The organism is Litchfieldella rifensis (assembly GCF_042646605.1).
In the GTDB taxonomy this organism is placed as follows: domain Bacteria; phylum Pseudomonadota; class Gammaproteobacteria; order Pseudomonadales; family Halomonadaceae; genus Litchfieldella; species Litchfieldella rifensis.
Genome location: NZ_JBHRUG010000048.1, coordinates 180,101 through 205,485, shown reverse-complemented (window position 1 = coordinate 205,485; position 25,385 = coordinate 180,101). Strand labels below are relative to the sequence as shown.

Sequence of the window (25,385 nt, the reverse complement as noted above, 5' to 3'; positions counted from 1 at the left end):
CCTCCGCATGAGGTCAGCATGATCACGACACCCCCGACACCATCGCAACCTGCCGATACCTTGGCGTCGATGCTCATCGATGCCCGCACGCGCAGCCTGGCGCTGATGCAGGACGTCATCGAATCGCGCTGTCTCGGTCCCCGCTTGGCGATCGTCAATCCGCCGCTGTGGGAGCTCGGCCACCTGGGCTATTTCCACGATCATTTCGCCCTGCGCGGCCTTTACGGCTTGCCCGACTACCGCCTGCCCGGCGCTGAACGGCTGTATGACTCCAGCAGCATCGCTCATGATGCGCGTTGGACGCTACCCCTGCCATCTCCCGAGGAGACCCTGGACTATCTCGATCGCGTGCAGCAGGCCATGCTCGAACGCCTCCCCGACGGCACGGCGAGCCCTGCACAGAGCTATGTCTACCAGCTCACCAGCCTGCATGAAGACATGCACGGCGAAGCCTTCGTCTACACTCGCCAGACGCTGGGCGATCCCGCACCGGCACTGGGCCCCATGCCACCGGAGGCCGAGCCCACCGGCCCCCTGCCCGGCGATGTCGCCATTCCCGGCGGCCGGCATCGACTCGGTTCGGCAGAGCATGTCCCGTTTCGCTTCGACAACGAGAAGCCCCCGCTGGAGGTCGAGGTGGCGCCGTTCGCCATCGCTCGCGCCCCGGTGACCAATGCCGAATTCGCCGCCTTCGTCGACGACGGCGGCTATGAACGACGCTCGCTGTGGAGCGATATCGGCTGGCAGTGGCGTGAAGGCCAGGGACTGCAGTCCCCCGTCTACTGGCGCCAGGACAGCGACGGGCGCTGGCAGGAACGCCACTTCGATCGCTGGCGACCGCTGCCACCCCACCACCCGGTGGGGCATGTCAGTTGGTATGAGGCCGATGCCTGGTGCCGCTGGGCGGGGCGCCGCCTGCCCACCGAAGCCGAGTGGGAGATCGCCGCCAGCCGAGCGCCTAGCGCCGATGGCCATTCCCTCGCACCTGACAAGCGGCGTTACCCTTGGGGCGAGACGCCACCCAGCGCCACCGTGGCCAACCTGGATGGCTTGCGCCTGGACCGGGTCGATGTGGCGGCATTTCCCCTGGGCGACAGTGCCTTCGGTTGCCGACAGATGTTGGGGAACGTCTGGGAATGGACGGCCTCGCCCTTCGCCCCCTTCCCGGGGTTTCAGCCCGACCTCTACCGTGACTATTCGGCCCCCTGGTTCCGCGAGGGGCGTTACGTGCTGCGCGGCGGCGCCTGGGCCAGCCGAGCACGGCTGATCCATAACGGCTATCGCAACTTCTTTACCCCCGAGCGCCACGATATCTTCGCCGGCTTTCGCACCTGTGCGCCGTGAAGGCAGCAAGGAGACGTGGTTTTCAGTACTCTAGGCGCCTGTCGGACTCGATGCCTTCAACCCGGAAAGGACCCCAGCATGTTCAAACGCCTGACGACGCTCGCCCTCTCTGTGTTGCTTGCTGCCCCCCTGGCCAGCGCCGACACCTTCGTCTTCACCGCCATTCCCGACGAGGACGAGACTCGCCTGCAGGAGCGCTTCCAGAAGGTCGCCGACTACCTCGCCGAGGAACTCGAGGTGGAGGTGCGCTTCGTGCCGGTGAAGTCCTATGCCGCAGCGGTCACCGCCTTCCGCAACGATCAGGTGCAACTGGCCTGGTTCGGGGGGCTTTCCGGCGTGCAGGCCCGCGATCGCGTACCCGATTCCCAGGCCCTGGCCCAGGGTGTCGAGGATGCCAAATTCGTGACCTACTTCATCGCCCATGAGAGCACCGGCCTGCAAGCCGGCGAGGGGCTCAGCGAGGCCATGCGCGGCATGACCTTCACCTTCGGTTCCAAGGGCTCCACCTCCGGACGCCTGATGCCCGAACACTACCTGCGCGAGCACTTCGGCGAGCCGCCGGAAGCGGTCTTCTCGCGGGTCGGTTTCAGCGGCAACCACAGCCGTACCGCCTCGCTGGTCGCCTCCGGCTCCTACCAGCTCGGCGCCCTGAACTATGCCGTGTGGGAAAACGAGATCGCCGCCGGCAATATCGATACCGACCAGGTGAACGTGGTCTGGGAGACCCCCCAGTATCCGGATTACCAGTGGACCATCCGCGGCGACGTCGACGAGCGCTTCGGCGAGGGCTTCACCGAGCGGGTGCGCGAGGCGCTGCTGGGCATGGACGACCCGGAGCTGCTGGAAAGCTTCCCGCGCGAAGGCTTCATCCCGGCCAGCAACGACGACTACACCATCATCCGGGAGATCGGTCAGGAACTGGGCCTGCTCGACTGATGAGAAACCTGGCGCTGTGCGATGCCACCGCCGATTACGGCGGCCAACCGGTACTGGGGCCCTTGAGCCTGACGCTGGCTCCCGGAGAACGGGTCGCGCTGGTGGGCAAGAGCGGTGCCGGCAAGTCGACACTGCTCGGCGTGATGTTCCAACGCTGGCAGCGCGACGGCGCGGCCCTGATGCCCCAGGAGCTGGGGCTGGTGCCGACATTGTCGGTCTTTCACAACGTCTACATGGCGCGCCTGGCCACTCGGCCCACCTGGTACAACCTGCTCACCCTGGCCCGCCCCTTCCGGCGCGACGTGGCGACAATCGAGCCCTTGCTGGAACGGCTCGGAATCGCCGACAAGTGCTGGTCGCCCGCCGGCGAGCTGTCCGGTGGAGAGCGCCAGCGAGTGGCCGCGGCCCGGGCGATCCATCAGGGCGGCGAACTGCTGCTGGCCGACGAACCGGTCTCGGCGCTCGACGGCCCACTGTCCGAACTGGTCATGACAGCCCTGACCGGGGCCTACCCCACCGCCGTGCTGGCCATGCATGATGTGGAGCTGGCCCTGCGCTTCACCGACCGGGTGGTCGGCATCGCCAATGGCAGCATCGCCCTGGACGAGCCCAGTCACCGGCTCAGGGTCCAGGACCTGCTGCCGTTGTATTGAACAAGGCGTTTTCCATGTGGCACTCCGCGACGATTCGTACCAGCCTGGGCTTCGTGGTCCTGGCCATCGCTTGCCTGTTCTTCGCCGATCTTTCGATCAGCACCGTGAACCCCTGGCAGGAGCTGGGGCGCCTGTTGCTGGGCCTGGTCACGCCGAACTTCGCCGCCGTCGACTTCGTCGGCCTGGCGATCCTGCACACCCTGGCCTTCGCCTTCCTCGGCGTCGGCCTGGGCGTGGCGGTGGGCTTCCTGCTGGCGCTGGCCTTTCGCAGCGTCTGGATCCGCACCGCCTGCGCCTTCGTGCGCGCCATCCATGAGCTGTTCTGGGCACTGATCTTCCTGCAGTTCTTCGGCCTGCACCCACTCACTGGCGTGCTGGCCATCGCCATCCCCTATGCCGGCGTGTTCGCCAAGGTGTATGCCGAGATCCTCGATGAGGCCGACCCGCGGCCAGCACAGGTGCTGCCCTACGGCAGCGGCTGGGTTTCGGGACTGGCGTTCACGCGCCTCAACCAGGCCTGGCCACACCTGGTCAGTTACACCGCCTATCGTCTGGAGTGCGGCCTGCGCTCCAGCGCGGTGCTGGGTTTCGTCGGCCTGCCGACGCTCGGCTACTACCTGGAATCGTCCTTCGCCCAGGGGCAGTACAGCTCGGTGGGCGCCCTGCTGCTGCTGTTCTACCTGATAATCGCCACCCTCAAGTGGTGGGTGCGACCGCGGCTGTTGCCACTGTACCTGGTTGCCGCGCCCTTCTTCCTGGGCAGCGGGCTGCCGATCGTGTGGCACAATGTGTCGCGTTTCTTCACCGAGGACATCGTGCCCGCTCCGCTGCGCAGCGGCGACGGCTGGAGCGGTCTCGCCCCCTGGCTGGCGGATCTGCTGGTCGACCAGGCGCTGCCCGGCATCTGGAATACCCTGCTGCTGACCCAGATCGCCCTGGTCCTGACCGGGGTCCTGTCCCTGGCCCTGTTCCCGTTGGTCTCGCGGCACTTCACCGGCCGGGTCGGCGGCACCTTCGGTCATATACTGCTGGTGGTCATGCGCTCGACCCCCGAGTATCTGCTCGCCTTTATCCTGCTGCAGCTCTGGGGACCCTCGATGCTGCCGGCCGTGGTCGCCCTGGCCCTGCACAATGGCGGCATCATCGGCCACCTGATCGGCCGTCGCAGCAACGAGGTAACGCTGCGCCCCGATGCCCCTCGCGGCTTCGGTCGCTACGCCTATGAGCTCACCCCGCGTCTGTATGGCCCCTTCCTGGCCTTCCTGTTCTACCGCTGGGAGATCATCATGCGCGAGACCGCGATTCTCGGCATCCTGGGAATCGCCACCCTGGGCTTCTACGTCGACAGCGCCATCCAGGAGATCCGCTTCGACCGCGCCATGGTGCTGATCCTGATCACCGCCCTGCTCAATATCGGCGTCGATATCCTCGCCCGCCGCCTGCGCACCGGGCTGAGACTGCGCCATACCGCCAACTGCGAGCCGTGATCAGGGGGCTGCCGGCTCCTCACGCTCGAAGGCCTGCTGGAACAGATAGGGATCATCGAAATGACGCTTGCCGACGAAGGCGGTGGCATGGGTGCCCCACTGGCGCATGGCTCCCGGGCTCTCGATCCCCGCCGGCCACAGCAGAAAACGCTCGCGGCGCTCGGAGTGCGGGACGATGCCGGAAGGACCGAACAGGCTGCGCCGCCCGCCGTCGGGCAGTGCCAGGGAGCGAGCCCCGTATTCAGGGGGCTGGGTGACCAGGCGCAGCGCATAGGGTCGGGACTCGGGCACCTCGTTCCCGTCGACCCCCAGATTCGTCACATAGTGGCTGACATCGTCCAACTGCACGTGCAAACGCTGCCCCGGCGCCGGCCGCGGTGCCTCGGCCGGCACCAGCGGGGCCTCGCGAATGTCATCGTCCTCCGGCACGGCGACCCGCCGGACCGGCGGCACCGGAAAGAACATGTGATAGCAGCCACAGGCATGAATGCTGTCGTGGATCAGCGGCTCGCCGTCTTCCCCGAGAGTGATCCGCCAGATGACACCATCGAGACGCCCACCGAGCAGATCGAAGGCGTGCTGCCGAGGCCGGGCAGGGAACCAGATCGTGTAGACGATCTGCGGCAGCACCGCCTCATCGAAACGGGTATACGCGAGACGCACATGAGCGAGGGGATGCTCGACATCGACCGCCGGTATCACGTCGCGTGCCCCCTGGCGCCAATAGGGCGTTCCCGGTCGGTCATCACGGCTACGGGTCTCGATGTCGAAGACCGGTGCGAAGTGCGCGGCAAGCCGCAGCAGCGACTCGTCGTCCAGGGCGGGGATACCGAGTGGACTGCGCGGTACCGAACGCACGATGTCCGCCACCGCCTCGGCATCGGGCACGTCGTCCAGGGCCGGCTCATAGCGCCGCAGGGGTGCGTCCGCATGGTTCAGGCTGTCAGAATAGTCCAGGGTGAAGGAGTCCAGATGCTCGCCTTGCCAGTGCGCATAGCCGATCGCCATGCCGATGCCGGTCACCGGGTACAGCCCCATGGCGCGGGCCACGGTGCGATAATGGCTGGGCGCCTCGGCGGCGCTCAGTAGCGCCTGGCGCGGTTGCTCCCGGCCGCTCAGCAATTCGCTGCGCACCAGTCGGTCGCCGCAGGCATTCGCGGCGTCGGCCAGGTGGGGTTCGGTGAAACGCCTGACGAGTGCTGAGCGCTCCTCGGACGGCAGGTTGGCGATCTCGACCTGGCGGGCCTCGGCATCGAGATCGCGAAGGCGCCAGACCCAATCCTCGAACGCATCCGCCTCGCTCAACTCACCAGTGAAGCTCGCCAGGAAACGGTCGATGCGCAGGTAGGGGAAGTCAGCGACGGGAGCGGCAGCGGCGTCGGTCACCCCCGCCTCCGCTACCGTCTCGTCGACCGCTGTCAGCAGCGCCAAGCAGGTGCGATGCTCGGCGACAGACGGGACCAGGCTGTCACGCCACTCGGGCCCGGCCGCACAGCCACCCAGCAACAGCCCGGCAAGCACCAGGCCCAAAGCCCTGCTTCGCCCGACAGCGGTAACCATGCTGGCCACTCCTCTCTACTCGGGCAGATCCGTCACCGCACCGGTGGAGGCCGAACTCACCGCCCGTGCGTACTTGGCCAGTACGCCGCGGGTATAGCGCGGTGCGGGCTGTCGCCAGGCGGCGCGGCGACGCATCAGTTCCTCGTCGCTGACCCGCACGTCGATGGTATCGGCCACGGCATCGATGGTGATCTCGTCGCCGTCCTGCACCAGCGCGATGGGGCCGCCATCGAAGGCTTCGGGGGTGATATGGCCCACCACGAAGCCGTGGCTGCCCCCGGAGAAGCGGCCGTCGGTGATCAACGCCACCTCGCTGCCCAGGCCGCGGCCCATGATCGCCGAGGTGGGCGTCAGCATCTCGCGCATGCCGGGGCCGCCCTTCGGGCCTTCATAGCGGATCACGATGACATCGCCGGCGACCACGGTGCCGTCGTTGATGCGCGCCTGGGCCTCCTCCTCGGAGCCGAACACCCGCGCACTGCCGCTGAAGCGCGTGCCCTCCTTGCCAGTGATCTTGGCCACCGCCCCTTCCGGGGCCAGGTTGCCGTAGAGGATGCGCAGGTGGCTCTCGGCCTTGTGCGGGGCATCCAGCGGCGCGATGATCTGCTGCCCCTCGGGATAGGGCGCCACCCCAGCCAGGTTCTCGGCCAGCGTCTTGCCGGTCACCGTCAGGCAGTCGCCGTGCAGCAGGCCGGCGTCGAGCAGGGTCTTCATCAGCGGCTGGATGCCGCCGATCTCGACCAGCTCGCTCATCATGTAATGGCCGCTGGGGCGCAGGTCGGCCACCACCGGCACCCGCTTGCCGAGCCGCGTGAAGTCCTCCAGCGACAGCGGCACGCCCACGGTATTGGCCATCGCGATCAGGTGCAGCACGGCGTTGGTGGAGCCGCCGAGGGCAATGACCACGGTGATGGCGTTCTCGAAGGCTTCCCGGGTCATGATGTCGGAAGGCTTGATGTCGCCCTCGAGCAGCTCGAGTACCGCCGCCCCGGCGGCGCGGCAGTCGTCGCGCTTGTCTTGCGAGACGGCGTTCTGCGCCGAGCTGCCCGGCAGGCTCATGCCCAGCGCCTCGATGGCCGAGGCCATGGAATTGGCGGTATACATGCCGCCACAGGACCCCGGGCCGGGAATCGCCGTCTCCTCGATACGCTTGACCTCGATGAGATCCAGGTCGCCCTTGGCATGGGCGCCCACCGCCTCGAACACCGAGACGATATCGGTATGGTTCTCGCCGGGCAGGATGGTGCCGCCGTAGACGAACACGCTGGGGCGATCGAGGCGCGCCAGCCCCATCAGGCAACCGGGCATGTTCTTGTCGCAACCGCCGATCGCCACCAGGCCGTCGAACCCCTCGCAACCGGCCACGGTCTCGATCGAGTCGGCGATCACTTCCCGCGATACCAGCGAGTACTTCATGCCCTCGGTACCGTTGGCGATGCCGTCGGAAATGGTGATGGTATTGAAGATCACCCCCTTGCCGCCGGCGGCATCGGCACCGGCACGGGCCTCCTCGGCCAGGCCATCGATATGGCTGTTGCAGGGCGTGACCTGGCTCCAGGTCGAAGCGATCCCCACCTGCGGCTTGGCAAAGTCGGAATCCGTGAACCCCACCGCACGCAGCATGGCGCGGCTGGCCGACTTGCCCACACCGTCCACCACCGGGCTGGAATAGCGGCGACGTGGGTCCTGTGGTTTCTCGCTCATGAGACGGCCCTCTCTTTTGTCATTCGCTTTGTCATTCGGCTTAGTCATTCGGATGGCTCGGCCATTCCGATGGCAATCCCCTGAAATAGTGGGCGCCGCGGGCGGGCCTTGCAAACCGCATGGGCGAGCGGCGTCAGGCCGACCCTGTCATCGCCGGGGCCACCCGGCCACCAGCAGACTGACCAGGGTCGATGCGAGCAGTGCGCCAAGGAAGGGCCCCAGGGTCGGCACGCCGCCGGGAAAGCTGGCGGCCAGAATCCCGGCGCTCAGGCTGCCCTGGGTCACCCATCCCGGCAGCACGGCACCGACCAGGCCAGCCAGGCCACCGCACACCGCCGCACGCGTGGTCATGCGCGGCCACAATCCCATCAGCACCGGCACGACCGCCGTGGCACACAGCAGGTCGGCGATCAGGAACAGCCGCAACACCGACAGGTTCTGCAACGCCACGATCACCACCGGCACCATCAGCGCCACGGTGATCCAGCGCGCTGCCGCCAGCGAGATCCGGCGGATGCTCTCTTCGCCCTCGCTGACCGCCAGTGACGCGATGCCGTTCTGCAGGGTGTCCACGCTGGAAGCCACCAGCGTGACCGCCAGCACCAGGGCCAGCAGCATCAGCCAGCGCGGGGCGTCGCTGAGCAACGCAAAGAACGGTATCGGCGGTTCGCCCAGGCTCACGCCGCTCATCGCCGCGACAATGCCCAGGCCGCCGACCACGGCCACCACCAGCACCGTGACCAGCCCACCCAGGGCCGCACCGCGTCCCAATGCCTGGCCGCTCTTGGCCGCCCACACCCGCTGCCAGTAGCCTTGATGAAACAGGTTTGCCGCGGTGACCGCGATCACCAGGGTCAGCGCCACACCCAGGGCGCTACCGGTGGGCGCCGACGGCAGCGCGGCATCGGCCGGCAGCGCCGGCAAGCGCTGCCAGCCCACCCAGCCGACCACCCCCAGCAGCGCAATCAGCAACCACGCCTGCCAGCGATCGGTGGCCAGGCTCGCGCGCAGCCCACCCCAGGCGGTGTACAGCAGTGTGGTCACCGCCACGCCGACCACCGCCACGCTGCCCGGCATCTCGGACAGCAGACCGGTAATGGAACCGATGGCGGTCAGTTCGGCGGCCAGGAACACCGCCATGTACAGCACCGAGATCAGCGATACGTAACGGCGCACCCCCACGCCATAGCGACGCTGGGCGAACTCGCCGATGCTGCGCCCCTCGGGCAGGTAGCGGCGAATCGCCGGCCCACAGGCGGCGAAGACGACAAACGGCAGGGCGGCGCCGATCGCATAGCCGGCCAACGCCACCGGGCCCACGAAGGCGCCGACTTCCGGCGGCGCGAACAGGATCCAGGCCCCCATGCCCGAGGCCAGGAACGACAGCCCCAGGGTCGAGGCGGTCTGGGAATTGCGAGCGGTGATATAGTCGTCGAGCTGGCCACCCACGCGCCGTGCACGCACGCCGAGCACGGCAAACAGCAGCAATGCCGCGCCCAGCACGGCAGGGGTCAGGTAAGGCATGTCGCACTTCCTCCGCCGGTATCAACCGGATCAGGTTCCAGGGTTAGCGCGTTGGCGCACTCTCAGTCCCGGCCCGCAGGCAAGGGACTCCCCTGGCGACAATGAGTGTTGGGATTCGGGAGTTGTCATGCCGGCCCTGAGGCCGCCATGTATTCATCATCGAGTGTACAGCGTTGACTGTAAAGGCTGCGTAACCTTTCATTGACGACCGGGCATGCCATACTAAAGCATGCTAATAATCATCATTCGAGGCGGCCATGCCTTATACCGAAGCCAAAGAGCACGCCAGGGGTCGGCTGCATGTCATCTTCGCCGAGCCGTACACCGCGTTCGACAATGAGGTGTTGGAGCGTCAGCTCCACCTCGATATCGCCCTCAAGGCCTTGCTACAACAACCGCTGGCCACTGGGCGCCTCAGGCTCCAGGTGATTCATGGCTGGGAAAACGGCAGCTCCGAACCGGACGACCTGCAGCACAGCGATCACATCATCGCCAGCCTCGACGACCTTCATGAAGTGGCCAATCGTTACCAGCAGGCCATCACCGGGCTCGTGCCGCTGCCGAAAGACGCCACCTCGCTACTGGCCAAACCCCGCGACATCGCCATCGCCAAGGCCCGTGACCAGGGGCTCGACATCGATGACGAAACCCGGGACAACCCGGCACGCTGGCCGGTCTTCGAACACGGGCTCTACCTCTACACCTTCTTCAAGGTCTACCACCGCCTGACCTACGGCGAAGACGACAGCTACCGCTCGGTCCGCTGCGAAACCCCCGATGGCCTCCGCGAGATCCACGAATTCCACCTGGAAGAAGGCGAATTCGCCATCGTCACCCCCGTCGAGACGCAAGACCCCGGCCAGACGCTACTGATCGTGCATGAGGGCGAACTGGAACCGCTGCTGGAGTGCCTGAAGACGCACCTGGCGTAGACCGGTCCATAGGCCACTATTCCTTCGGCACTCGCGTCCCACTAAGCAGAACTCGGCGTTGGGGGCGTGCTGTATAGCTCACCACGCGATTGGACATGCCGCAGAAGCCGGCCACCGCGCCGATATCCCGGATGTCGTCGAGGCTATCAATTAACGTCAATATTCTTGTCCAGCCCCCAGCGATCAACCTCCCGCGGGGATTGCCCCACGAGGCCAGGTCGGCCACTATCGCTGCATGGGGGCGGCAAGGCTCGCGAAGCGGTGCCCGACGAGCCCCTCGTCAAGCCCCGACACGACGCAGCAGGCATGGACTACCGGTATGCCCGATCGAGCTGGTCCCGAGTTTTCGGCGTGGAACCCCGGCCTGGAGGCCGACCTGCCCAGGCGTTACCAGGCCCTGGAGACGATTCATCACACCGCCAACGTCTATTCCCGCCTTGACGACATCCCCGAGCTGAGAGCCCTCACCGGGCTCGCGGAAGAGGAGTTGGTCGCGTTCCGGGCGGAGCGCCTGGTGCTGCACGAGTTGATCGTGCAGGTGACGGCCGATGTCGTGGTCCTCGAGGGTGAAGAAGAAGAGCTCCTGGGGCAGCACTTTCGCAGCATCGCCCTCAAGATCCTGTCCGACTACCTGGCCCCCCACCTGCCGGCGCTTCGGCAGGAGTATGCCCGGCTGTATGACGAGATACACGGCCGGGTGGGCGACATCCTCGCCGCGGCCTTCGCTCCCGAACCGACGGAGGTCGATCCCGAGCCAGGCTCCTTCCTGTCCCGGTGGTTTGGCAAACGCCGTACCCCGCGACAGCAGACGGACCACCGGTCCATCGAGGAACGGCATCATGACGTGATCCGGGGTATCAAGGACACGGGGCTGGCCGCCCGAGCCGAACTGGAGCGGGCCATCTACAAGAGCACTTACCGTGTCCTGAATTCGATCGGCAGCAGCCAGGGCCATATCGGGGTGGACCGGGAACTGTTGGCGAGGTTGATCACCCAGCATGTATGCAACGATTTCGGCAGCCGCCACCTCGGCCAGAAGATCGCGCCCCATGTCGCGCGGGCCATGCAAGTCGAGGGCTACGGCCGGCTCCCCTGTGCCAGCGAGCCGGTCCTGATCAGCCTCAAGGGGGCCTCGGCGGCTGGCAAGAGTTCCCTGCGCCCCTTCCTGAAGGACACCCTGCGGGACCTGGGCATCCAAGCGGACCAGTACGGCACCATCTCTCCCGACATCTGGCGCCGCCTCCTGCTCGACTATGATGCCCTGGGCGACGCCTACAAGTATGCCGGCCGCCTGGCCGGCAAGGAGGTCAAGCTCATCGATGCCAAGCTCGACCGCCACATCCGCGACAAGGCCCAGCGGGACCGCTCCATTCCGCACCTGCTGATCGACCGGTTCCGTTTCGACAGCTTCTCCCTGGACAGGGTACCGCAGCTCCTGGATGCCACCTATGCGAAACATGTCGCCACCATGTACTTCTATTTCATCGTCACCCCGCCTGAGGCGACGGTGGAGCGCGGCTGGGAGCGTGGCCTGACGCGGGGACGGTACAAGGCGGTGGAGGACTTCCTGGGGCACTGCGTGGAGGCCTATGACGGCATGCCCAAGCTGCTCTTCAAGTGGCTGGACAGCCGGCACCCCCGGCTCGAGTACCGCTTCCTGGACAATGGCGTCCCCAAGCACACTCCGCCGACGACCATCGCCTATGGCACCCGCGAAGTCCTCCACATCCTGGCTCCCCTGGGCCTGGTCAACATCGACCGCTACAAGAAGATCAACACCCTGGCGACATGCCCGGCGGAGGTCTATCCCGACGATGACAGCCTGGCAATCGGCAGGAACTGCGCCTTCCTCAAGCAATGCATCGCCAAGGTGCCGGAGGTCCGCTTTGTCGACGAGGCGACCGGAAAGGTGTACCTGCGAGCCTGTGCAGGCCGCTTCTCGGTGATGGACCCCACCATCCTGGGGGCCCAGCGGGAAGCCCCGGAACTCGCGGAGCTGTTCGCCACTCTCGGGGTGCCAGAGCGTTAGTGCCGTCCCTTGAGACAAAGCGGCCCCGCCTCGGATGAGACGGGGCCACGTGCCGTGCTGCGCGTCGGGATCAATGCAAGGAAATGGTGCTATTGATGCCGCTGGAGATGTTCTCCGGTTCGAACCAGCGCTCGGTCACGGTCTTGGTCTGAGTCCAGAACTGGATGGCCTGCTTGCCGTTGGGGCCCAGGTCGCCGAGCTTGGAGCCGCGCGAACCGGTGAAGCTGAAGTAGGCCACCGGCACCGGGATCGGCACGTTGATCCCCACCTGGCCGACGTCGATATCGGCCTCGAAGCGCCGCGCCACCCAGCCGGAATTGGTGAAGATCGCGGTACCGTTACCATTGGGGTTGGCGTTGATGAAGGCGATGGCGTCATCCAGGGTCTCGACGCTCACCACGCACAGCACCGGGCCGAAGACCTCCTCGCGGTAGATGGTCATCTCCGCGGTCACGTCGCTGAACACGGTGGGGCCGACGAAGTTACCGTCCGGATAACCTTCGACGCTGATGCCACGGCCGTCGAGCGCCAGGGTGGCGCCTTCCTGTTCGCCGACGCCGATCAGACGCAGCACCCGCTCACGCGCCGCCTTGGAGACCAGCGGGCCGAGATCGGCATCGCGCTGGGTACCGGGGCCGACCTTCATCGCCCGCGCGCCTTCGACGATATCGTCCAGCCACTGGTGTGCCTCGCCCACCAATACCACCACCGAGTTGGCCATGCAGCGCTGCCCGGCGGCACCGAAAGCAGAACCCAGCACGTTGTTGATGGCCTGGCTGCGGTTGGCATCGGGCATGATCACGCAGTGGTTCTTGGCGCCCATCATCGACTGCACGCGCTTGCCGGCGGCACCCGCCCGGTTATAGATGTGCGTGCCCACCGGGGTCGACCCGATGAACGACAGCGCCTTGATGTCGGGGTGATCGCAGATCTGGTTGACCACGTCCGGGCCGCCGTGGACGACGTTGAGCACCCCGGCGGGAACGCCCGCTTCATGGGCCAGTTCGACCAGGCGCATGGTCGAGCTTGGATCCTGCTCGGAGGGCTTCAACACGAAGGTGTTGCCGGTGGCGATGGCCAGCGGGAACATGAAGCACGGCAGCATGACCGGGAAGTTGAAGGCCGTGATCCCGGCCCCCGCCCCCAAGGGCTGGTGCAAGGAGTAGACGTTGACGTCGCTGGCAGCGTTCTCGGCGATCTCCCCGAGCTGCAGCGAAGTGATCGAGCAGGCATGTTCGACCACTTCCAGGCCGCGGCCCACCTCACCCTCGGCATCGGGCAGGGTCTTGCCGTGCTCCTCGGTGATCAGGGCGGCAAGCTCTCCGGTATGCTCGCGAATCAGCGCCTGGAACTTGAGCATGATGCGCATGCGCTTGCCCAGTGGCGTCTTGCGCCAGGTCGCGAAGGCTTCCTTGGCGCTGGCCACGGCGCGGTCGACCTCTTCCGCGGTGGCAAACGGCACCCGGGAGACCACTTCCTGGGTGGCCGGGTTGACCACGTCGCGCCACTCACCGCTCTGGGAAGGCACGGCCTGGCCGTCGATATACAGTGGGATTTCTCTGACTGACATGATGGCGACTCCTCTGGCGGGTCTGTCCAGGAGCGGACGCATCCCGCCGCCCTGTAAATAATGACCCGAACATTGTGCTTATTATCCCAACGTGAACGTCATGTGCACGCCGGCAAGGCCGACATGAAGAATATGGACATTTCGAGTGTAGTCAGGGGGCCGATTGACATACAACGGGCAGCGCAGCACATTGCTTGTGCAAAACCGCACAAAGACAAGCCCCGCCAAGACGAGACAGCGATGACACTGGACTGGCAGGATATTCAGGTCTTTCTCGAGGTGGCGCGAAGCGAACGCCTCACCGACGCCGCCCGGCGCCTGGGACTGGACCATTCCACCCTGTCGCGGCGCACCCGGCGCTTCGAACAGAAACTCAACACCCAGCTCTTCGAGCGTAGCACCCATGGCTATCGGCTCACCGAGGCCGGTCAGCAACTGCTGGCCCATGCCGAGGAAATGGCCCGCCACGCCTTCGAGGCCGGCGAGAGCCTGAGCGACCAGAACCACCAGATCAGCGGCCAAGTGCGCCTCGGCGTCACCGAAGGCTTCGGTACCTGGGTGATCGCCCCGCTGCTGGCCGCCTTCTGCGAACGCGACCCGGGCATCACCATCGACCTGCTGGCCTTGCCGCGCGTGGTCAACCTGAGCCGTCACGAGGCCGACCTGGCCATCACCGTGGAGCGCCCGAGCAGTGGCGGGCTGGTGATCTCCAAGCTAAGCGACTATCGCCTACGGCTGTACGGCAGCCACGCCTACCTGGCCCGACACGGCCTTCCTCGCACACTCGCCGACCTGAGCCGCCATAGCTTGATCGGCTATGTCGATGACCTGATCTTCAGCGACCAGCTCAATTACCTGGACCCCTTGCTCGACCCCCGAGTGATCGGCGAGAGCCCCCATTTCAGCATCCGCAGCACCAGCGTCACCACCCAATACAGCGCCGCGCTGCATGGTGCCGGCCTGGCAGTGCTGCCCTGTTTCCTGGCCGAGCGGTCCCCGGAATTGCAGTTGGTACTCGAGGATGACGTAACGATCACCCGCCAGTTCTGGATCACCGCACGACAGGAGCAGCGCCGGCTGTCCCGGGTCCGCCTGTTATGGGAGTTCCTGCGCGAGGCCATCGATGCCCGTCGCGACTCGCTACTGGGCGAGGCGTCACCGGACCCGAGCTCGATCAGGCCATCGATGTCGACCTGACGTCGTCGAGCCGCTTCACGCTCGAGACAAAATCACTGAACCGCTCGCCCTGGATCAGCACGTGCTGGCGCAGCGAATTTTCGGCGGCCTGGGCGTCGCCGGCCTTGATCGCCGCCACGATGTCACGATGCTCGGCCAGTGAGGTGTCCATACGATGGCGCACCTGCAGTTGCAGACGCCGATAGGGTTTCAGGCGCTGCTTCAGCTGGCGGGCTTCATCGGCCAGGAAGCCGTTGTGGCTGGCGGCATAGATGCAATGGTGGAAGCCTTCGTTTTCGTAGTAATACTCGTCAGGGTCGCCGGCCTCGGCGGCTATCTCACAGCGCGCCAAGGCCTCGTCAAGCTCGACCAGTTCGCCCGCCGTGATGCGCCTGGCCGCCAGGCGCCCGCACATGCCTTCGAGTTCGGCCATGACCTCGAACATCTCGATCAGCTGATTGATGCCCACCCGGGCGACGAACGTGCCTTTCTTCGGTGACACCGTGACCAGGCCACTGGCCACCAGTTGCTGAATGGCTTCGCGGACCGGTGTGCGCGAGACATTGTACGCGCGTCCCAGCACCTCGAGGTCGAGACGCTCCCCAGGGGCTAGCCGCCCGTTGATGATGTCGTCCTCCAGCGAATCCTTGAGTCGCTGGGCATTGGATCGTTTCACACCGCTCACAAACTACCTCCCATGCGTCGTATCGCTGCCATGGGACGACCACTTTGGCACCTCGGTCTAGCCCCGCGTATTTGACACTAGTATATCCCAAGCCTATAAGAAGAATACATCATCCATGATGATATATACCACACAACAACAAGTTGTTCGGAGACACCATGAAACGCTCACTCATATCCGCCATCACGGCCCTCAGCGTGGCCATCGCCTTCAGCAGCGCCGTTTCGGCACAGACCGTACTGCGCGCCTCGCACCAGTTTCCCGGTGGCAAGGGGGACGTACGTGACGAGATGGTCCAATTGATGGCCCGGCAAGTGGCCGAGGCCGATGTCGATCTGGAGATCCAGGTCCACCCCGGCGAATCGCTATTTGGCGCAAAAGAACAGTGGGGCGCGCTGGTGCGCGGCCGCCTGGACATGACCGCCCTGCCGCTCGACTACGCCAGCGGCCGCCACCCGGAATTCTCGGCCACCCTGATGCCAGGCCTTGTGCGCAACCATGAACGCGCCCAGCGCCTCAACGATTCCGAGTTCATGGACATGATCAAGGAAGTGATCCGGGAGGGCGGCGCCCGGGTGCTGGCCGATGCCTGGCTGGCCGGCGGTTTCGCCTCCAGCGTGCGCTGCATCACCTCGCCGGACACCGTCGAGGGTCAGACCATGCGCGCCGCCGGCCCGGCCTTCGACGAGATGCTCGAGACCGCCGGCGCCTCGATCGCCTCCATGCCCTCCTCGGAGATCTATACCGCCATGCAGACCGGCGTGCTGGACGGCGCCAACACTTCTTCCGGCTCTTTCGTTTCCTATCGGATCTACGAGCAGGTGACCTGCCTGACCGCGCCCGGCGAGAACGCGCTGTGGTTCATGTACGAGCCGATCCTGATTTCCGAGCAGAGCTGGAACAAACTCAATGAGGAGCAGCAGCAGGCGCTGATCGAGGCTGGCGAGGCCGCCGAGGAATACTTCACCGCCGAGGCCGCGAATCTCGACACGAAAATGGTCGAGGTATTCAAGGAGAACGGCGTCGAGGTGGTCACCATGTCACCGGAGAACTACGACGCCTGGCTCGAGATCGCCAAGCAGAGTTCCTACAAGACCTTCGCCGAGAACGTCCCCAATGGTCAGGCCCTGATCGACGCCGCCCTCGCGGTGGAATGATGCCGTGCCGATAGCCTCGGTCGCAACGAGCCGCCCCCGCGGGGGCGGCCATCATGCATTTTCGGAGGGCCCATGGAACACTCGCATACTCGCGTAGCTGCCGCGCCCAAGGGGCTCATCGGCGGCTATATCCGCCTGATGGACAGGCTCTCGAGTGCCACCGCCTACTTGGCGGCAGTGCTGTTCATTGCTGGTGTGGCGGCGGTCTGCCATATGGTCATCGTGCGCTACGTGCTGGGCATGAGCACCAGTTGGCAGACCGAGTTCACGGTCTTCTCGGTGACCGGCGCCATGCTGCTCGGCGCCCCCTATGTACTGCTGACCGGCGGCCACGTCGCCGTCACCGTGCTGCCCGACTACCTCACCGGGCTGCCCAGGCGCCTCATGCACCTGGCAGCCTCGCTGGTCGGCCTGGCGTTCTGCGCCGCCCTGACCTATGCCTCCTGGCTGTATGTGCACGAGGCCTGGAGCAATGGCTGGACCACCGGTTCGGTGTGGAACCCACCGCTGTGGCCGGCGCTGCTACCCATGGCACTGGGGGCCACCCTGCTGACGCTGCAGTACATCGCCGAAATCCTGCGCGGGGGGAATTGAACATGGATCCCGTCACCGCCGGCATTCTCGTCGCCATCGGCCTGGTCGTGCTGATGGCCATCGGCACGCCCATCGCCTTCGCCCTGGGTAGCATCTCGCTGATCGCGCTGGTCGCCGACCGCGGCATCGTCGAGCTGACCTACTTCGGCGAGACCTTCTTCGACCGCATTGCCGAATTCGGTTTCGTCGCCATCCCCATGTTCATCCTGATGGGCGCCGCCGTGGCCTCCTCGCCCACCGGCCGCGATCTCTACCGCTCACTGGACCTGTGGCTCGGCAGGCTGCCTGCGGGGCTGGCAATCTCCAATATCGGCGCCTGCTCGATCTTCGCCGCCCTGTCCGGCTCGTCGCCAGCCACCTGTGCAGCGATCGGCAAGATGGGCATTCCCGAGATGCGCACCCGCGGCTATCCCGACGGTGTCGCCGCGGGCTGCATCGCTGCCGGTGGCACCCTGGGCATCCTGATCCCGCCCTCGGTGACCATGATCATCTACGGCATCTCCACCGAAACCTCGATCGGACGCCTGTTCATCGCCGGCGTGATCCCCGGCTTCATGCTGGCCGGGCTGTTCATGATCTGGACGATGATCGCCTGCCGATTGGCTGGCGGGTATCACAACCCCCTCGCGACGGCCGCCTCCAGCGTCAAGCGCAGCATACGCGAGAACATCGACGCCAATCTCAAGGCGATGGTGCGGGTACTGCCCTTCCTGGCCGTGGTGCTCGGCATCCTCTTCGCCCTCTACGGCGGGGTCGCCACGCCCTCCGAGGCGGCCGGCGTGGGGGCGTTCCTGTGCCTGGCGCTGGCCATCGTCATCTACCGCATGTGGCAGGTGGCACCGATCAAGCTGATCATGCGCGACTCCCTGCGCGAAAGCGTGATGATCATGCTGATCATCGCCGCCGCGGAGGTCTTCGCCTATGCCCTGTCGTCGCTGTTCATCACCCAGACCGTGGCCTCCGCCATCGCCGACCTGGAGGTCAACCGCTGGGTATTGATGGGCGTGATCAACGTCTTCCTGCTGGTCGCCGGGTTCTTTCTGCCGCCGGTCGCGGTGATCGTGATGACCGCGCCGATCCTGCTGCCGATCATTCTTGCCGCCGACTTCGATCCCTACTGGTTTGCGGTGGTCCTGACCATCAATCTGGAGATCGGGCTGATCACACCGCCGGTAGGCCTGAACCTGTTCATCATCAATAGCATTGCCCCGGATATTTCACTGCGCGACGTCCTCATGGGCAGCCTGCCGTATGCCCTGTGCATGGTCCTGGGCATCGTCCTGCTATGTCTATTTCCGGGGTTGGCGACCTGGCTACCCACGGTGCTCATGGGCTGAATTCACGGAACACACCACACGACGAGGGGCAAGCGATCATGAACATGAGCTTCCTGCAGGAACTGTTCAACAACATCACCCAGCGTGATGCGCTGCTGCGGCGCCGCAACAGCGAGGATGTCACCCCCGATCACGCCCATATGGCCAACGCCTGCCAGGCGCTCCTGGAGAGCGATGGCGAGGCCTCCAGCATTGCCCTCGCCAGCCGCGCCCTGTCGCTCTATGCGCGGCTCGACGACGAGCAGAAGCGGCGCTTCTTCGAGCGACTGGCCCAGGAGTTCACCGCCGACCCGGAACAGATCGATACCGCCTATGCCGCCTATCACGAGACCCGCGACATCCGTCACCTGCAGACGCTGTTCAATGTCTGCGAGCCACGCCGTCAGGAACTGCTGCGACGGCTCAACCTGGCCAGTGGCGGTACCTACGAACTGGTGCGGATGCGCGAGGATCTGCTGCGCATGATGGATGATAGCGGCGACCTCGATGCCATCAACGCCGACTTCATCCACCTGTTCGGTTCCTGGTTCAACCGTGGCTTCCTGGTCCTCAAGCGTATCGACTGGAATACCCCGGCCTCGATCCTGGAAAAGATCATCCGCTACGAGGCGGTTCACGAGATCCATGACTGGAACGACCTGCGCCGCCGCCTGGATGCCCGTGACCGCCGCTGCTTCGCCTTCTTCCACCCGGCGATCGGCGACGAGCCGCTGATCTTCGTCGAGGTTGCCCTGCACAAGGGGCTGCCGAAGCAGATCCAGCCGATCCTCGAAGGCCACCGCCATGACCTCGACGACCCCTTGTCGGCCGACACCGCGGCCTTCTTCGGCATCAGCAACTGCCAGACCGGCCTGCGCGGGATTTCCTTCGGCAACTTCCTGATCAAGCAGGTCGTGCAGGAACTCAAGCAGGAACTGCCCCAGCTGCGCCACTTCGTCACCCTGTCGCCGGTCCCCGGGTTTCGCCAATGGCTCGAGCAGCATTATGTCGAGGAGACCGGCAAGCTACCGGATGACGCACAGCAAGCCCTGTCCCTGCTCGACACCCCGGACTGGCACGAGACCCCGGAGCAGGAGGAAAGACTCAAGGCCGTGGTCAAGCCACTCGCCGCTCACTATCTGCTCCACGAGAAGAACCGTCGCGGGTTACCGCTCAACCCGGTGGCGAGATTTCACCTCGGCAACGGCGCCTCGCTGCATCGTGTCAACTGGCTGGGGGATGTCTCCCGCAAGGGCCTCAAGCAGTCCGCCGGGCTGATGGTCAACTACCTCTATGCGCTCGACGATATCGAACGCAATCACGAGAACTACATCGCCAATGCCACCGTTGCCTGCTCCAGCGAGGTTCGCGACCTCGGACGGCGAGCCAGGAAGATGACCAAGGGGGAGACCGTCAAATGAATCACAACCTCTTCGCGACCCTTGCCGAACGCATGCGGAGTCGCGGCAACGCCGACTTCATCACCACTCGCGATGGGCGTGGCTACCGCTATGCCCAGGCGCTGGAAACCAGCGCGCGGCTGGCCGGAGCCCTGGTGGCATTGGGCGTCACGCCGGGCGACCGCATCGCCGTGCAGGTCGACAAGAGCCCCGAAGCCATCCTGCTGTATCTCGCCTGCCTGCGCATGGGCGGCGTGTACCTCCCGCTCAATACCGGCTACACGAGCGAGGAGATCCGCTACTTTCTCGGCGATGCCGAGCCAGCACTGTTCGTCTGCCAGCCCGACAACCTGGACGATGCCCGCCGGGTCGCCGCCGACAGCGGCTGTCCGCAGGTCGCGTCGCTAGGCACCCGGGGCGATGGCACCTTGATGGAAGAGGCGGCACGCGCCACTCCTTTCGAGACCATCGAGTCACGCGATACCGACGACCTGGCGGCGATCCTGTATACCTCGGGTACCACCGGACGCTCCAAGGGGGCGATGCTGACCCACCGCAACCTCGGCTCCAACGCCGAGGCGCTGATGGAAGCCTGGCACTTCAGCGACACCGACCGACTCATCCACGCCCTGCCGATCTTCCACACCCACGGCCTGTTCGTGGCCTGCAACGTGGTGATGATGGCCGGCGCCAGCATGCTGTTCCTGCCGAAGTTCGACGTCGACGTGATCATCGAGGAATTGCCGCGGGGCACCACCATGATGGGCGTGCCGACGTTCTATACGCGCCTGTTGCAGGACGAACGACTGACACCCGAGTTGACCGCCAACATGCGTCTGTTCACTTCCGGCTCGGCACCGCTGACCGCCGAGACGCATCAGGCCTTCGAGCAGCGTACCGGGCATGCCATTCTCGAGCGCTACGGCATGACCGAAACCAACATGAACACCTCCAACCCCTACCATGGCGAGCGGATCGCCGGCACCGTGGGCATGCCGCTACCGGGGGTCGAGATCCGCATCACCGAACGCGAGACCCACCGCCCCTTGCCGCAGGGGGAGATCGGCATGCTCGAGGTGCGCGGCCCCAATGTCTTCATCGGCTACTGGCGCATGCCCGAGAAGACTCGCGAGGAACTGCTCGAGGACGGGTTCTTCGTCACCGGCGACCTGGCGATGATCGACGAGCGGGGTTACGTTCATATCGTCGGCCGCGACAAGGACCTGGTGATCTCGGGGGGCTACAATGTCTACCCGAAGGAGGTCGAGCAGATCATCGACGAGCTGGATGAGGTGGTGGAATCCGCCGTCATCGGCGTCCCCCACCCCGATTTCGGCGAAGGCGTCACCGCCGTGGTCGTGCCCCGCCCCGAGGCGCGGCTCGATGAGGCCCGGGTGCTCGATGCCCTGGCCGGGCGGCTGGCCAAGTACAAGCAACCCAAGCGTGTGTTCTTCGTCGACCACCTGCCGCGCAACACCATGGGCAAGGTGCAGAAGAATCAGTTGCGCCAGCAGTACCAGGACACCTATCGCTGATCCGTCGCCGATGGCACGGAAATCCGGGGCCGACACGGCGCGACGCTGCGGCGGATGCCCGACGCCCCATGGTGTCGTGTCACTACGCAGCGGCATTGAACCACCCGGCAGGAGACATCGTCATGGCGAAGGTCATCACCTACTACTACACCCACGTCTCGCCCTGGAGCTATCTGGGTCACTCGCGACTCGGCGAGCTTGCCGCGCGCCACGGCGCCACCATCGACTACGTGCCGATCACGCTCAGCGAGATCTTCCCCAAGACCGGCGGACTGCCCCTGGCCAAACGCGCCCCGGAGCGGCAGGCCTATCGCATGGCTGAACTGAAGCGCTGGCCGCAGATGCTCGGCATCCCTCTCAACAGGGAACCGAAGCACTTCCCGACGGATGACCGCCCGGCGGCTCGCCTGGCGCTGACGGCGAAGGCACAAGGGCACGACATCGCCAGCCTGTCGCTGGCCCTGATGCGGGCCTGCTGGGTCGAGGAGCGCAACATCGCCGAGCCGGACACCCTGCGCACGGTCGCCGACGCCTGCGGGCTGGACGGCCAGCGGCTGCTGAGCGAGTCGGAAAGCGCCCAAGGACAGCAGCGCCTCGACGAGGCTTGCGAGAAGGCCGTGGCGGCGGGCTGCTTCGGCGCGCCCTGGTATATCGTCGACGGCGAGTCATTCTGGGGCCAGGACCGCCTCGAACTGGTCGAGAAGGCCCTGACCGGCAAGCTCTGAGCCAGCGGGTCGGCTCAGGTGCCACAGAAGGTGCGGAACACCTGTTCCTGTAGCGAAGCCGGCTGCGTGTAAGCCTCACGGCCGGGCTGTTCTTCGAAGGGGCGGGCGAGCACCTCGCGCAGTTCCTCGAAGGGCGCGAAATCGTCTTCGTCGATGGCCGCGGCGAGCGCCTGCTCGACCCGGTGATTGCGGGGGATATAGACCGGGTTCACGGCGCGCATGCGCGCGGCGATGACACCAGGGCCGGCCGTCTCCCGGGTCAACCGCTCGCGCCAGCGGGTCAGCCAGGCCTCGATGGCGTCCGGTTGCTCGAACAACTCGACCAGTTGCGGATCGGCGGCAGGGGATTCGGCGGCGTCGCACAGATGGCGGAAGCTCAGGGTGAAGTCGGCGCGGTCCGCCCGCATCGCCTCCAGCAGCGCCTCGACCAGGGCCCGGTCGTTCTCCTCTTCGCGCTCCAACCCCAACTTGGCGCGCATCACCGCCAGCCACTCGGCCTCGTACCGCGCCGGGTAGGCCTCGATCACCGCAGTGGCCCGCTCGATGGCCCGCTCCTGCTCGTCATCGATCAGCGGCAGCAGGGTCTCGGCGAAGCGCGCCACATTCCACTGGGCAATCCACGGCTGGTTGGCGTAAGCGTAGCGGCCGCCCTCGTCGACGGAGCTGAACACCGTACGCGGGTCATAGGCCTCCATGAAGGCGCAGGGACCATAGTCGATGGTCTCGCCGGAGAGGGCCATGTTGTCGGTGTTCATCACGCCATGGACGAAGCCCACGCCCATCCACTGCGCCACCAGCGCCGCCTGACGCTCCTGCACCGCCTCGACCAGCGCCACATAGCGCTCGCCCTCGGGCAGCTCGCCAAGCGCTGGATAGTGGCGTTCGATCACATGCCCGGCCAGCTCGCGCAACGCATCGACGTCGCCGCGGGCGGCGAAGTACTGGCAGGTGCCGGTGCGGATATGACTGGCGGCTACCCGGGTCAGGATGGCACCAGGCCGGGGTACCTCGCGAAACACCCGTTCGCCAGTGGTCACCGCCGCCAGCGACCGGGTAGTGGGAATTCCCATCGCATGCATCGCCTCGCTGACCAGGTACTCGCGCAGCACCGGCCCCAGCGGAGACCGCCCGTCGCCGCCCCGGGAGAAGGGCGTACGCCCGGCTCCCTTCAACTGGATATCGCGCAGCCGCCCCTGCCGGTCGACCACCTCACCGAGCAGAACAGCGCGGCCGTCGCCCAGCCGTGGCACGAAGACGCCGAACTGGTGCCCGGCATAGGCCATCGCCAGCGGCTCGGCGCCTGGCGGCAGAGCATTGCCGGAGAACCAGGCAGTGGCCTGCTGCTCGTCGAAGGCGGCCAGATCGAAGCCCAGCGCCTCCGCCAGTGGGCGGTTGAAGGCCACCAGGCGCGGCGTGGAGACCGGCACCGGCTCGAAGCGCTCGTAGAAGCGAGCCGGCAGGCGGGCATAGCGCAAGGAAAAAGTCGGAAACATCATGACTCCAGTGGCATTGGGCCGAAGGCAGCGAATCATGCCTACCCTACTCATGACAGTTAGTACTGACCAGCATTCCTGCACGGCGTCGTTCGCTTTCCGCCTTCGGTTCCGATTCTGGCTAGTTTTCCCCATTGACGAGCATACACTGTGAAGCATGGAGTTAGACTCGAACAGAGGACGCCGCCGTGCTGGACCCCGAACTCTGCCGCCAGGCCCGCCTGTCGCGGGATGCCCGCTTCGATGGCCATCTCTTCATCGCCGTGAAGACCACCGGCATCTATTGTCGGCCGATCTGCCCGGCCGTGCCGCCGCGGGAGCGTAACGTCGTCTATTTCCCCAGCGCCGTGGCCGCCGCGCAAGCGGGCTATCGTCCCTGCCTGCGCTGCCGTCCGGACAGCGCCCCGGACTCTCCGGCGTGGCGCGGCAACCAGACCACGCTCGAGCGGGCGCTGCGCCTGATCGACGAAGGCGCGCTGCAGGAAGGCAGCCTGGCCGACCTCTGCGAACGCCTGGGCATCGGCGAGCGCTACCTGCGCCGGCTGTTCCAGCAGCGTTTCGGCGTTGCGCCGAAGACCTATGCTCTCTATCGCCAGTGCCTGTTCGCCAAGCAGTTGCTGCATCAGACGACCCTGCCCGTCACCGACGTCGCCTATGCCAGCGGCTTTCGCAGCCTGCGCCGCTTCAACGACGCCTTCCGGACCCATATCGGACTCTCTCCGCGCGAGTTGCGCCGCGATCATGCCGATCGCACGCCGGGGCTGACGCTGCGGCTTGCCTATCGCCCGCCCTACGCCTGGGAGACGCTGCGCGACTTCCATGCCAGCCGCCACATCGACGGGCTGGAATGGGTCGGCGAGCGTCACTACGGCCGCTGCCTCACCTGGCGCGAGGCCCGCGGCCACTTCACTGCCGAGCATGACCCCGACCACCACCGCTTCGATGTGACGCTGGAGCTCGACGACCTGCGCGCCCTCTCGCCGGTGGTACGCCAGATTCGCCGCCTGCTCGACCTGGACGCCGACACCCGCACCATCGAGGCCCATCTGGCCCACGCCTTGCCCGGGCTGCCGCTGGTCGAAGGACTACGCCTGCCGGGGGTGTGGAGCCTGTTCGAGGCCGGCATACGCGCCATCCTCGGCCAGCAGGTGTCGATCGCCGCCGCCCGCCGGCTGGTCACCACGCTGGTGGAGACGCTCGGCGAGCCGGTCGTCGATGCGACCGACCGGGCCCGCTACCACTTCCCCACCCCCGCACAGGTCGCTGCCAGCGACCTGGCCTTCCTGGGAATGCCCGAGTCGCGCAAGGCCACGCTGCGACGCTTTGCCGCCTGGTTCCAGGAAGCCGAAACGAGCAGGGATCCGTCGACCTGGACGACATTGAAAGGCATCGGCCAGTGGACGGCGGACTACGCGACCATGCGCGGTGCCAGCCATCCCGATATCTGGCTGGGCGGCGATCTCGGTGTCAAGAAGGCGCTGCCGGCGCTGGAGGGTCTCGATCCCGGCGCCGCCGCGCCCTGGCGCAGCTATCTCACCCTGCAACTGTGGACTCATTCCCCCTGA

The 25,385-nt window shown here is 66.0% G+C and carries 20 protein-coding genes and 1 riboswitch; of the genes, 14 read left to right on the top strand and 6 right to left on the bottom strand.

From position 1 onward, the window contains the following. Positions 1-18 precede the first annotated feature (18 nt). The 4 genes from senA (at position 19) to ACFOEV_RS20655 (ending at position 4,420) form a co-directional block, all read left to right on the top strand. A complete protein-coding gene (gene senA / locus ACFOEV_RS20670) occupies positions 19-1,344 on the top strand; it encodes a selenoneine synthase SenA (protein ID WP_386776783.1) in 1,326 nt (441 codons plus the stop codon). Positions 1,345-1,422: 78 nt separating this feature from the next. Continuing rightward, the gene (locus ACFOEV_RS20665) at positions 1,423-2,280 is read left to right on the top strand and encodes a putative selenate ABC transporter substrate-binding protein (RefSeq protein WP_386776782.1); all 858 of its coding nucleotides are present in this window, start codon (positions 1,423-1,425) and stop codon (positions 2,278-2,280) included. Continuing rightward, complete coding sequence (locus ACFOEV_RS20660) at positions 2,280-2,933, top strand: ATP-binding cassette domain-containing protein (protein ID WP_386776781.1); 654 nt, start codon at positions 2,280-2,282, stop codon at positions 2,931-2,933. The genes ACFOEV_RS20665 and ACFOEV_RS20660 overlap by 1 nt, the downstream gene beginning before the upstream one ends. Before the next feature lie 14 nt (positions 2,934-2,947). Further along, a complete protein-coding gene (locus tag ACFOEV_RS20655; RefSeq protein ID WP_386776780.1) occupies positions 2,948-4,420 on the top strand; it encodes a PhnE/PtxC family ABC transporter permease in 1,473 nt (490 codons plus the stop codon). Here ACFOEV_RS20655 and ACFOEV_RS20650 read toward each other — a convergent pair whose 3' ends face one another. From ACFOEV_RS20650 to ACFOEV_RS20640, 3 genes are all read right to left on the bottom strand, one after another. Next, complete coding sequence (locus ACFOEV_RS20650; protein ID WP_386776779.1) at positions 4,421-5,980, bottom strand: hypothetical protein; 1,560 nt, start codon at positions 5,978-5,980, stop codon at positions 4,421-4,423. 15 nt (positions 5,981-5,995) lie between these two features. Further along, positions 5,996-7,684 carry a dihydroxy-acid dehydratase gene (gene ilvD / locus ACFOEV_RS20645; protein WP_386776778.1) on the bottom strand — a complete coding sequence of 563 codons (1,689 nt, stop codon included), beginning with the start codon at positions 7,682-7,684 and terminating at the stop codon, positions 5,996-5,998. A gap of 147 nt (positions 7,685-7,831) precedes the next feature. Next, positions 7,832-9,208 carry a sodium:solute symporter family transporter gene (locus ACFOEV_RS20640; protein ID WP_386776777.1) on the bottom strand — a complete coding sequence of 459 codons (1,377 nt, stop codon included), beginning with the start codon at positions 9,206-9,208 and terminating at the stop codon, positions 7,832-7,834. After that, a riboswitch (TPP riboswitch) is annotated at positions 9,198-9,312 on the bottom strand. (Overlaps the previous gene by 11 nt.) Before the next feature lie 153 nt (positions 9,313-9,465). Here ACFOEV_RS20640 and ACFOEV_RS20635 point away from each other — a divergent pair. Both ACFOEV_RS20635 and ACFOEV_RS20630 read left to right on the top strand, forming a co-directional pair. Then, positions 9,466-10,140 carry a hypothetical protein gene (locus tag ACFOEV_RS20635; protein ID WP_386776776.1) on the top strand — a complete coding sequence of 225 codons (675 nt, stop codon included), beginning with the start codon at positions 9,466-9,468 and terminating at the stop codon, positions 10,138-10,140. A 319-nt stretch (positions 10,141-10,459) separates the two neighbouring features. Next, the gene (locus ACFOEV_RS20630) at positions 10,460-12,169 is read left to right on the top strand and encodes a hypothetical protein (RefSeq protein WP_386776775.1); all 1,710 of its coding nucleotides are present in this window, start codon (positions 10,460-10,462) and stop codon (positions 12,167-12,169) included. Positions 12,170-12,239: 70 nt separating this feature from the next. Here the strand turns inward: ACFOEV_RS20630 and ACFOEV_RS20625 are convergent, their stop codons facing one another. Continuing rightward, positions 12,240-13,739: a CoA-acylating methylmalonate-semialdehyde dehydrogenase gene (locus ACFOEV_RS20625; RefSeq protein WP_386776774.1), complete on the bottom strand. Its 1,500-nt coding sequence runs from the start codon at positions 13,737-13,739 to the stop codon at positions 12,240-12,242. A 240-nt stretch (positions 13,740-13,979) separates the two neighbouring features. Here ACFOEV_RS20625 and ACFOEV_RS20620 point away from each other — a divergent pair, with 240 nt between their 5' ends. Continuing rightward, on the top strand, positions 13,980-14,936 hold the full coding sequence (locus tag ACFOEV_RS20620; RefSeq protein ID WP_386776773.1) for a LysR family transcriptional regulator: 957 nt from the start codon (positions 13,980-13,982) through the stop codon (positions 14,934-14,936). Here ACFOEV_RS20620 and ACFOEV_RS20615 read toward each other — a convergent pair. Beyond that, positions 14,914-15,600 carry a GntR family transcriptional regulator gene (locus ACFOEV_RS20615; protein WP_386776772.1) on the bottom strand — a complete coding sequence of 229 codons (687 nt, stop codon included), beginning with the start codon at positions 15,598-15,600 and terminating at the stop codon, positions 14,914-14,916. The two genes, ACFOEV_RS20620 and ACFOEV_RS20615, sit on opposite strands and share 23 nt — an antisense overlap. A gap of 158 nt (positions 15,601-15,758) precedes the next feature. Here ACFOEV_RS20615 and dctP point away from each other — a divergent pair, with 158 nt between their 5' ends. The 6 genes from dctP (at position 15,759) to ACFOEV_RS20585 (ending at position 22,327) form a co-directional block, all read left to right on the top strand. Further along, a complete protein-coding gene (gene dctP / locus ACFOEV_RS20610; RefSeq protein WP_386776771.1) occupies positions 15,759-16,757 on the top strand; it encodes a TRAP transporter substrate-binding protein DctP in 999 nt (332 codons plus the stop codon). Positions 16,758-16,829: 72 nt separating this feature from the next. Beyond that, complete coding sequence (locus tag ACFOEV_RS20605) at positions 16,830-17,351, top strand: TRAP transporter small permease subunit (protein WP_386776770.1); 522 nt, start codon at positions 16,830-16,832, stop codon at positions 17,349-17,351. A gap of 2 nt (positions 17,352-17,353) precedes the next feature. Beyond that, positions 17,354-18,688, top strand: a complete 1,335-nt coding sequence (locus ACFOEV_RS20600) for a TRAP transporter large permease (protein WP_386776769.1) — start codon at positions 17,354-17,356, stop codon at positions 18,686-18,688. A 38-nt stretch (positions 18,689-18,726) separates the two neighbouring features. After that, positions 18,727-20,088: a malonyl-CoA decarboxylase gene (locus ACFOEV_RS20595; RefSeq protein ID WP_386776768.1), complete on the top strand. Its 1,362-nt coding sequence runs from the start codon at positions 18,727-18,729 to the stop codon at positions 20,086-20,088. Beyond that, entirely contained in the window at positions 20,085-21,602 is a 1,518-nt protein-coding gene (locus tag ACFOEV_RS20590; RefSeq protein ID WP_386776767.1) for a malonate--CoA ligase, read from the top strand. Before ACFOEV_RS20595 ends, ACFOEV_RS20590 begins: the two co-directional genes overlap by 4 nt. Before the next feature lie 122 nt (positions 21,603-21,724). Beyond that, positions 21,725-22,327: a 2-hydroxychromene-2-carboxylate isomerase gene (locus ACFOEV_RS20585; RefSeq protein ID WP_386776766.1), complete on the top strand. Its 603-nt coding sequence runs from the start codon at positions 21,725-21,727 to the stop codon at positions 22,325-22,327. Between the two features lie 14 nt (positions 22,328-22,341). On the opposite strand, the gene ACFOEV_RS20580 is transcribed toward ACFOEV_RS20585, so the two are convergent. After that, on the bottom strand, positions 22,342-23,820 hold the full coding sequence (locus tag ACFOEV_RS20580; protein WP_386777071.1) for a protein adenylyltransferase SelO: 1,479 nt from the start codon (positions 23,818-23,820) through the stop codon (positions 22,342-22,344). A 188-nt stretch (positions 23,821-24,008) separates the two neighbouring features. On the opposite strand from ACFOEV_RS20580, the gene ACFOEV_RS20575 reads away from it, so the two are divergent. Then, positions 24,009-25,385 (top strand): AlkA N-terminal domain-containing protein, encoded by a 1,377-nt coding sequence (locus tag ACFOEV_RS20575; protein WP_386776765.1) that lies wholly within the window; start codon positions 24,009-24,011, stop codon positions 25,383-25,385.

Excerpts from the sequence above, each read along its gene's own strand:
- senA (WP_386776783.1), top strand. The coding sequence starts at position 19 with ATGATCACGACACCCCCGACACCATCGCAACCTGCCGATACCTTGGCG.
- ACFOEV_RS20665 (WP_386776782.1), top strand. The coding sequence starts at position 1,423 with ATGTTCAAACGCCTGACGACGCTCGCCCTCTCTGTGTTGCTTGCTGCC.
- ACFOEV_RS20660 (WP_386776781.1), top strand. The coding sequence starts at position 2,280 with ATGAGAAACCTGGCGCTGTGCGATGCCACCGCCGATTACGGCGGCCAA.
- ACFOEV_RS20655 (WP_386776780.1), top strand. The coding sequence starts at position 2,948 with ATGTGGCACTCCGCGACGATTCGTACCAGCCTGGGCTTCGTGGTCCTG.
- ACFOEV_RS20650 (WP_386776779.1), bottom strand. The coding sequence starts at position 5,980 with ATGGTTACCGCTGTCGGGCGAAGCAGGGCTTTGGGCCTGGTGCTTGCC.
- ilvD (WP_386776778.1), bottom strand. The coding sequence starts at position 7,684 with ATGAGCGAGAAACCACAGGACCCACGTCGCCGCTATTCCAGCCCGGTG.
- ACFOEV_RS20640 (WP_386776777.1), bottom strand. The coding sequence starts at position 9,208 with ATGCCTTACCTGACCCCTGCCGTGCTGGGCGCGGCATTGCTGCTGTTT.
- ACFOEV_RS20635 (WP_386776776.1), top strand. The coding sequence starts at position 9,466 with ATGCCTTATACCGAAGCCAAAGAGCACGCCAGGGGTCGGCTGCATGTC.
- ACFOEV_RS20630 (WP_386776775.1), top strand. The coding sequence starts at position 10,460 with ATGCCCGATCGAGCTGGTCCCGAGTTTTCGGCGTGGAACCCCGGCCTG.
- ACFOEV_RS20625 (WP_386776774.1), bottom strand. The coding sequence starts at position 13,739 with ATGTCAGTCAGAGAAATCCCACTGTATATCGACGGCCAGGCCGTGCCT.
- ACFOEV_RS20620 (WP_386776773.1), top strand. The coding sequence starts at position 13,980 with ATGACACTGGACTGGCAGGATATTCAGGTCTTTCTCGAGGTGGCGCGA.
- dctP (WP_386776771.1), top strand. The coding sequence starts at position 15,759 with ATGAAACGCTCACTCATATCCGCCATCACGGCCCTCAGCGTGGCCATC.
- ACFOEV_RS20605 (WP_386776770.1), top strand. The coding sequence starts at position 16,830 with ATGGAACACTCGCATACTCGCGTAGCTGCCGCGCCCAAGGGGCTCATC.
- ACFOEV_RS20600 (WP_386776769.1), top strand. The coding sequence starts at position 17,354 with ATGGATCCCGTCACCGCCGGCATTCTCGTCGCCATCGGCCTGGTCGTG.
- ACFOEV_RS20595 (WP_386776768.1), top strand. The coding sequence starts at position 18,727 with ATGAACATGAGCTTCCTGCAGGAACTGTTCAACAACATCACCCAGCGT.
- ACFOEV_RS20590 (WP_386776767.1), top strand. The coding sequence starts at position 20,085 with ATGAATCACAACCTCTTCGCGACCCTTGCCGAACGCATGCGGAGTCGC.
- ACFOEV_RS20585 (WP_386776766.1), top strand. The coding sequence starts at position 21,725 with ATGGCGAAGGTCATCACCTACTACTACACCCACGTCTCGCCCTGGAGC.
- ACFOEV_RS20580 (WP_386777071.1), bottom strand. The coding sequence starts at position 23,820 with ATGTTTCCGACTTTTTCCTTGCGCTATGCCCGCCTGCCGGCTCGCTTC.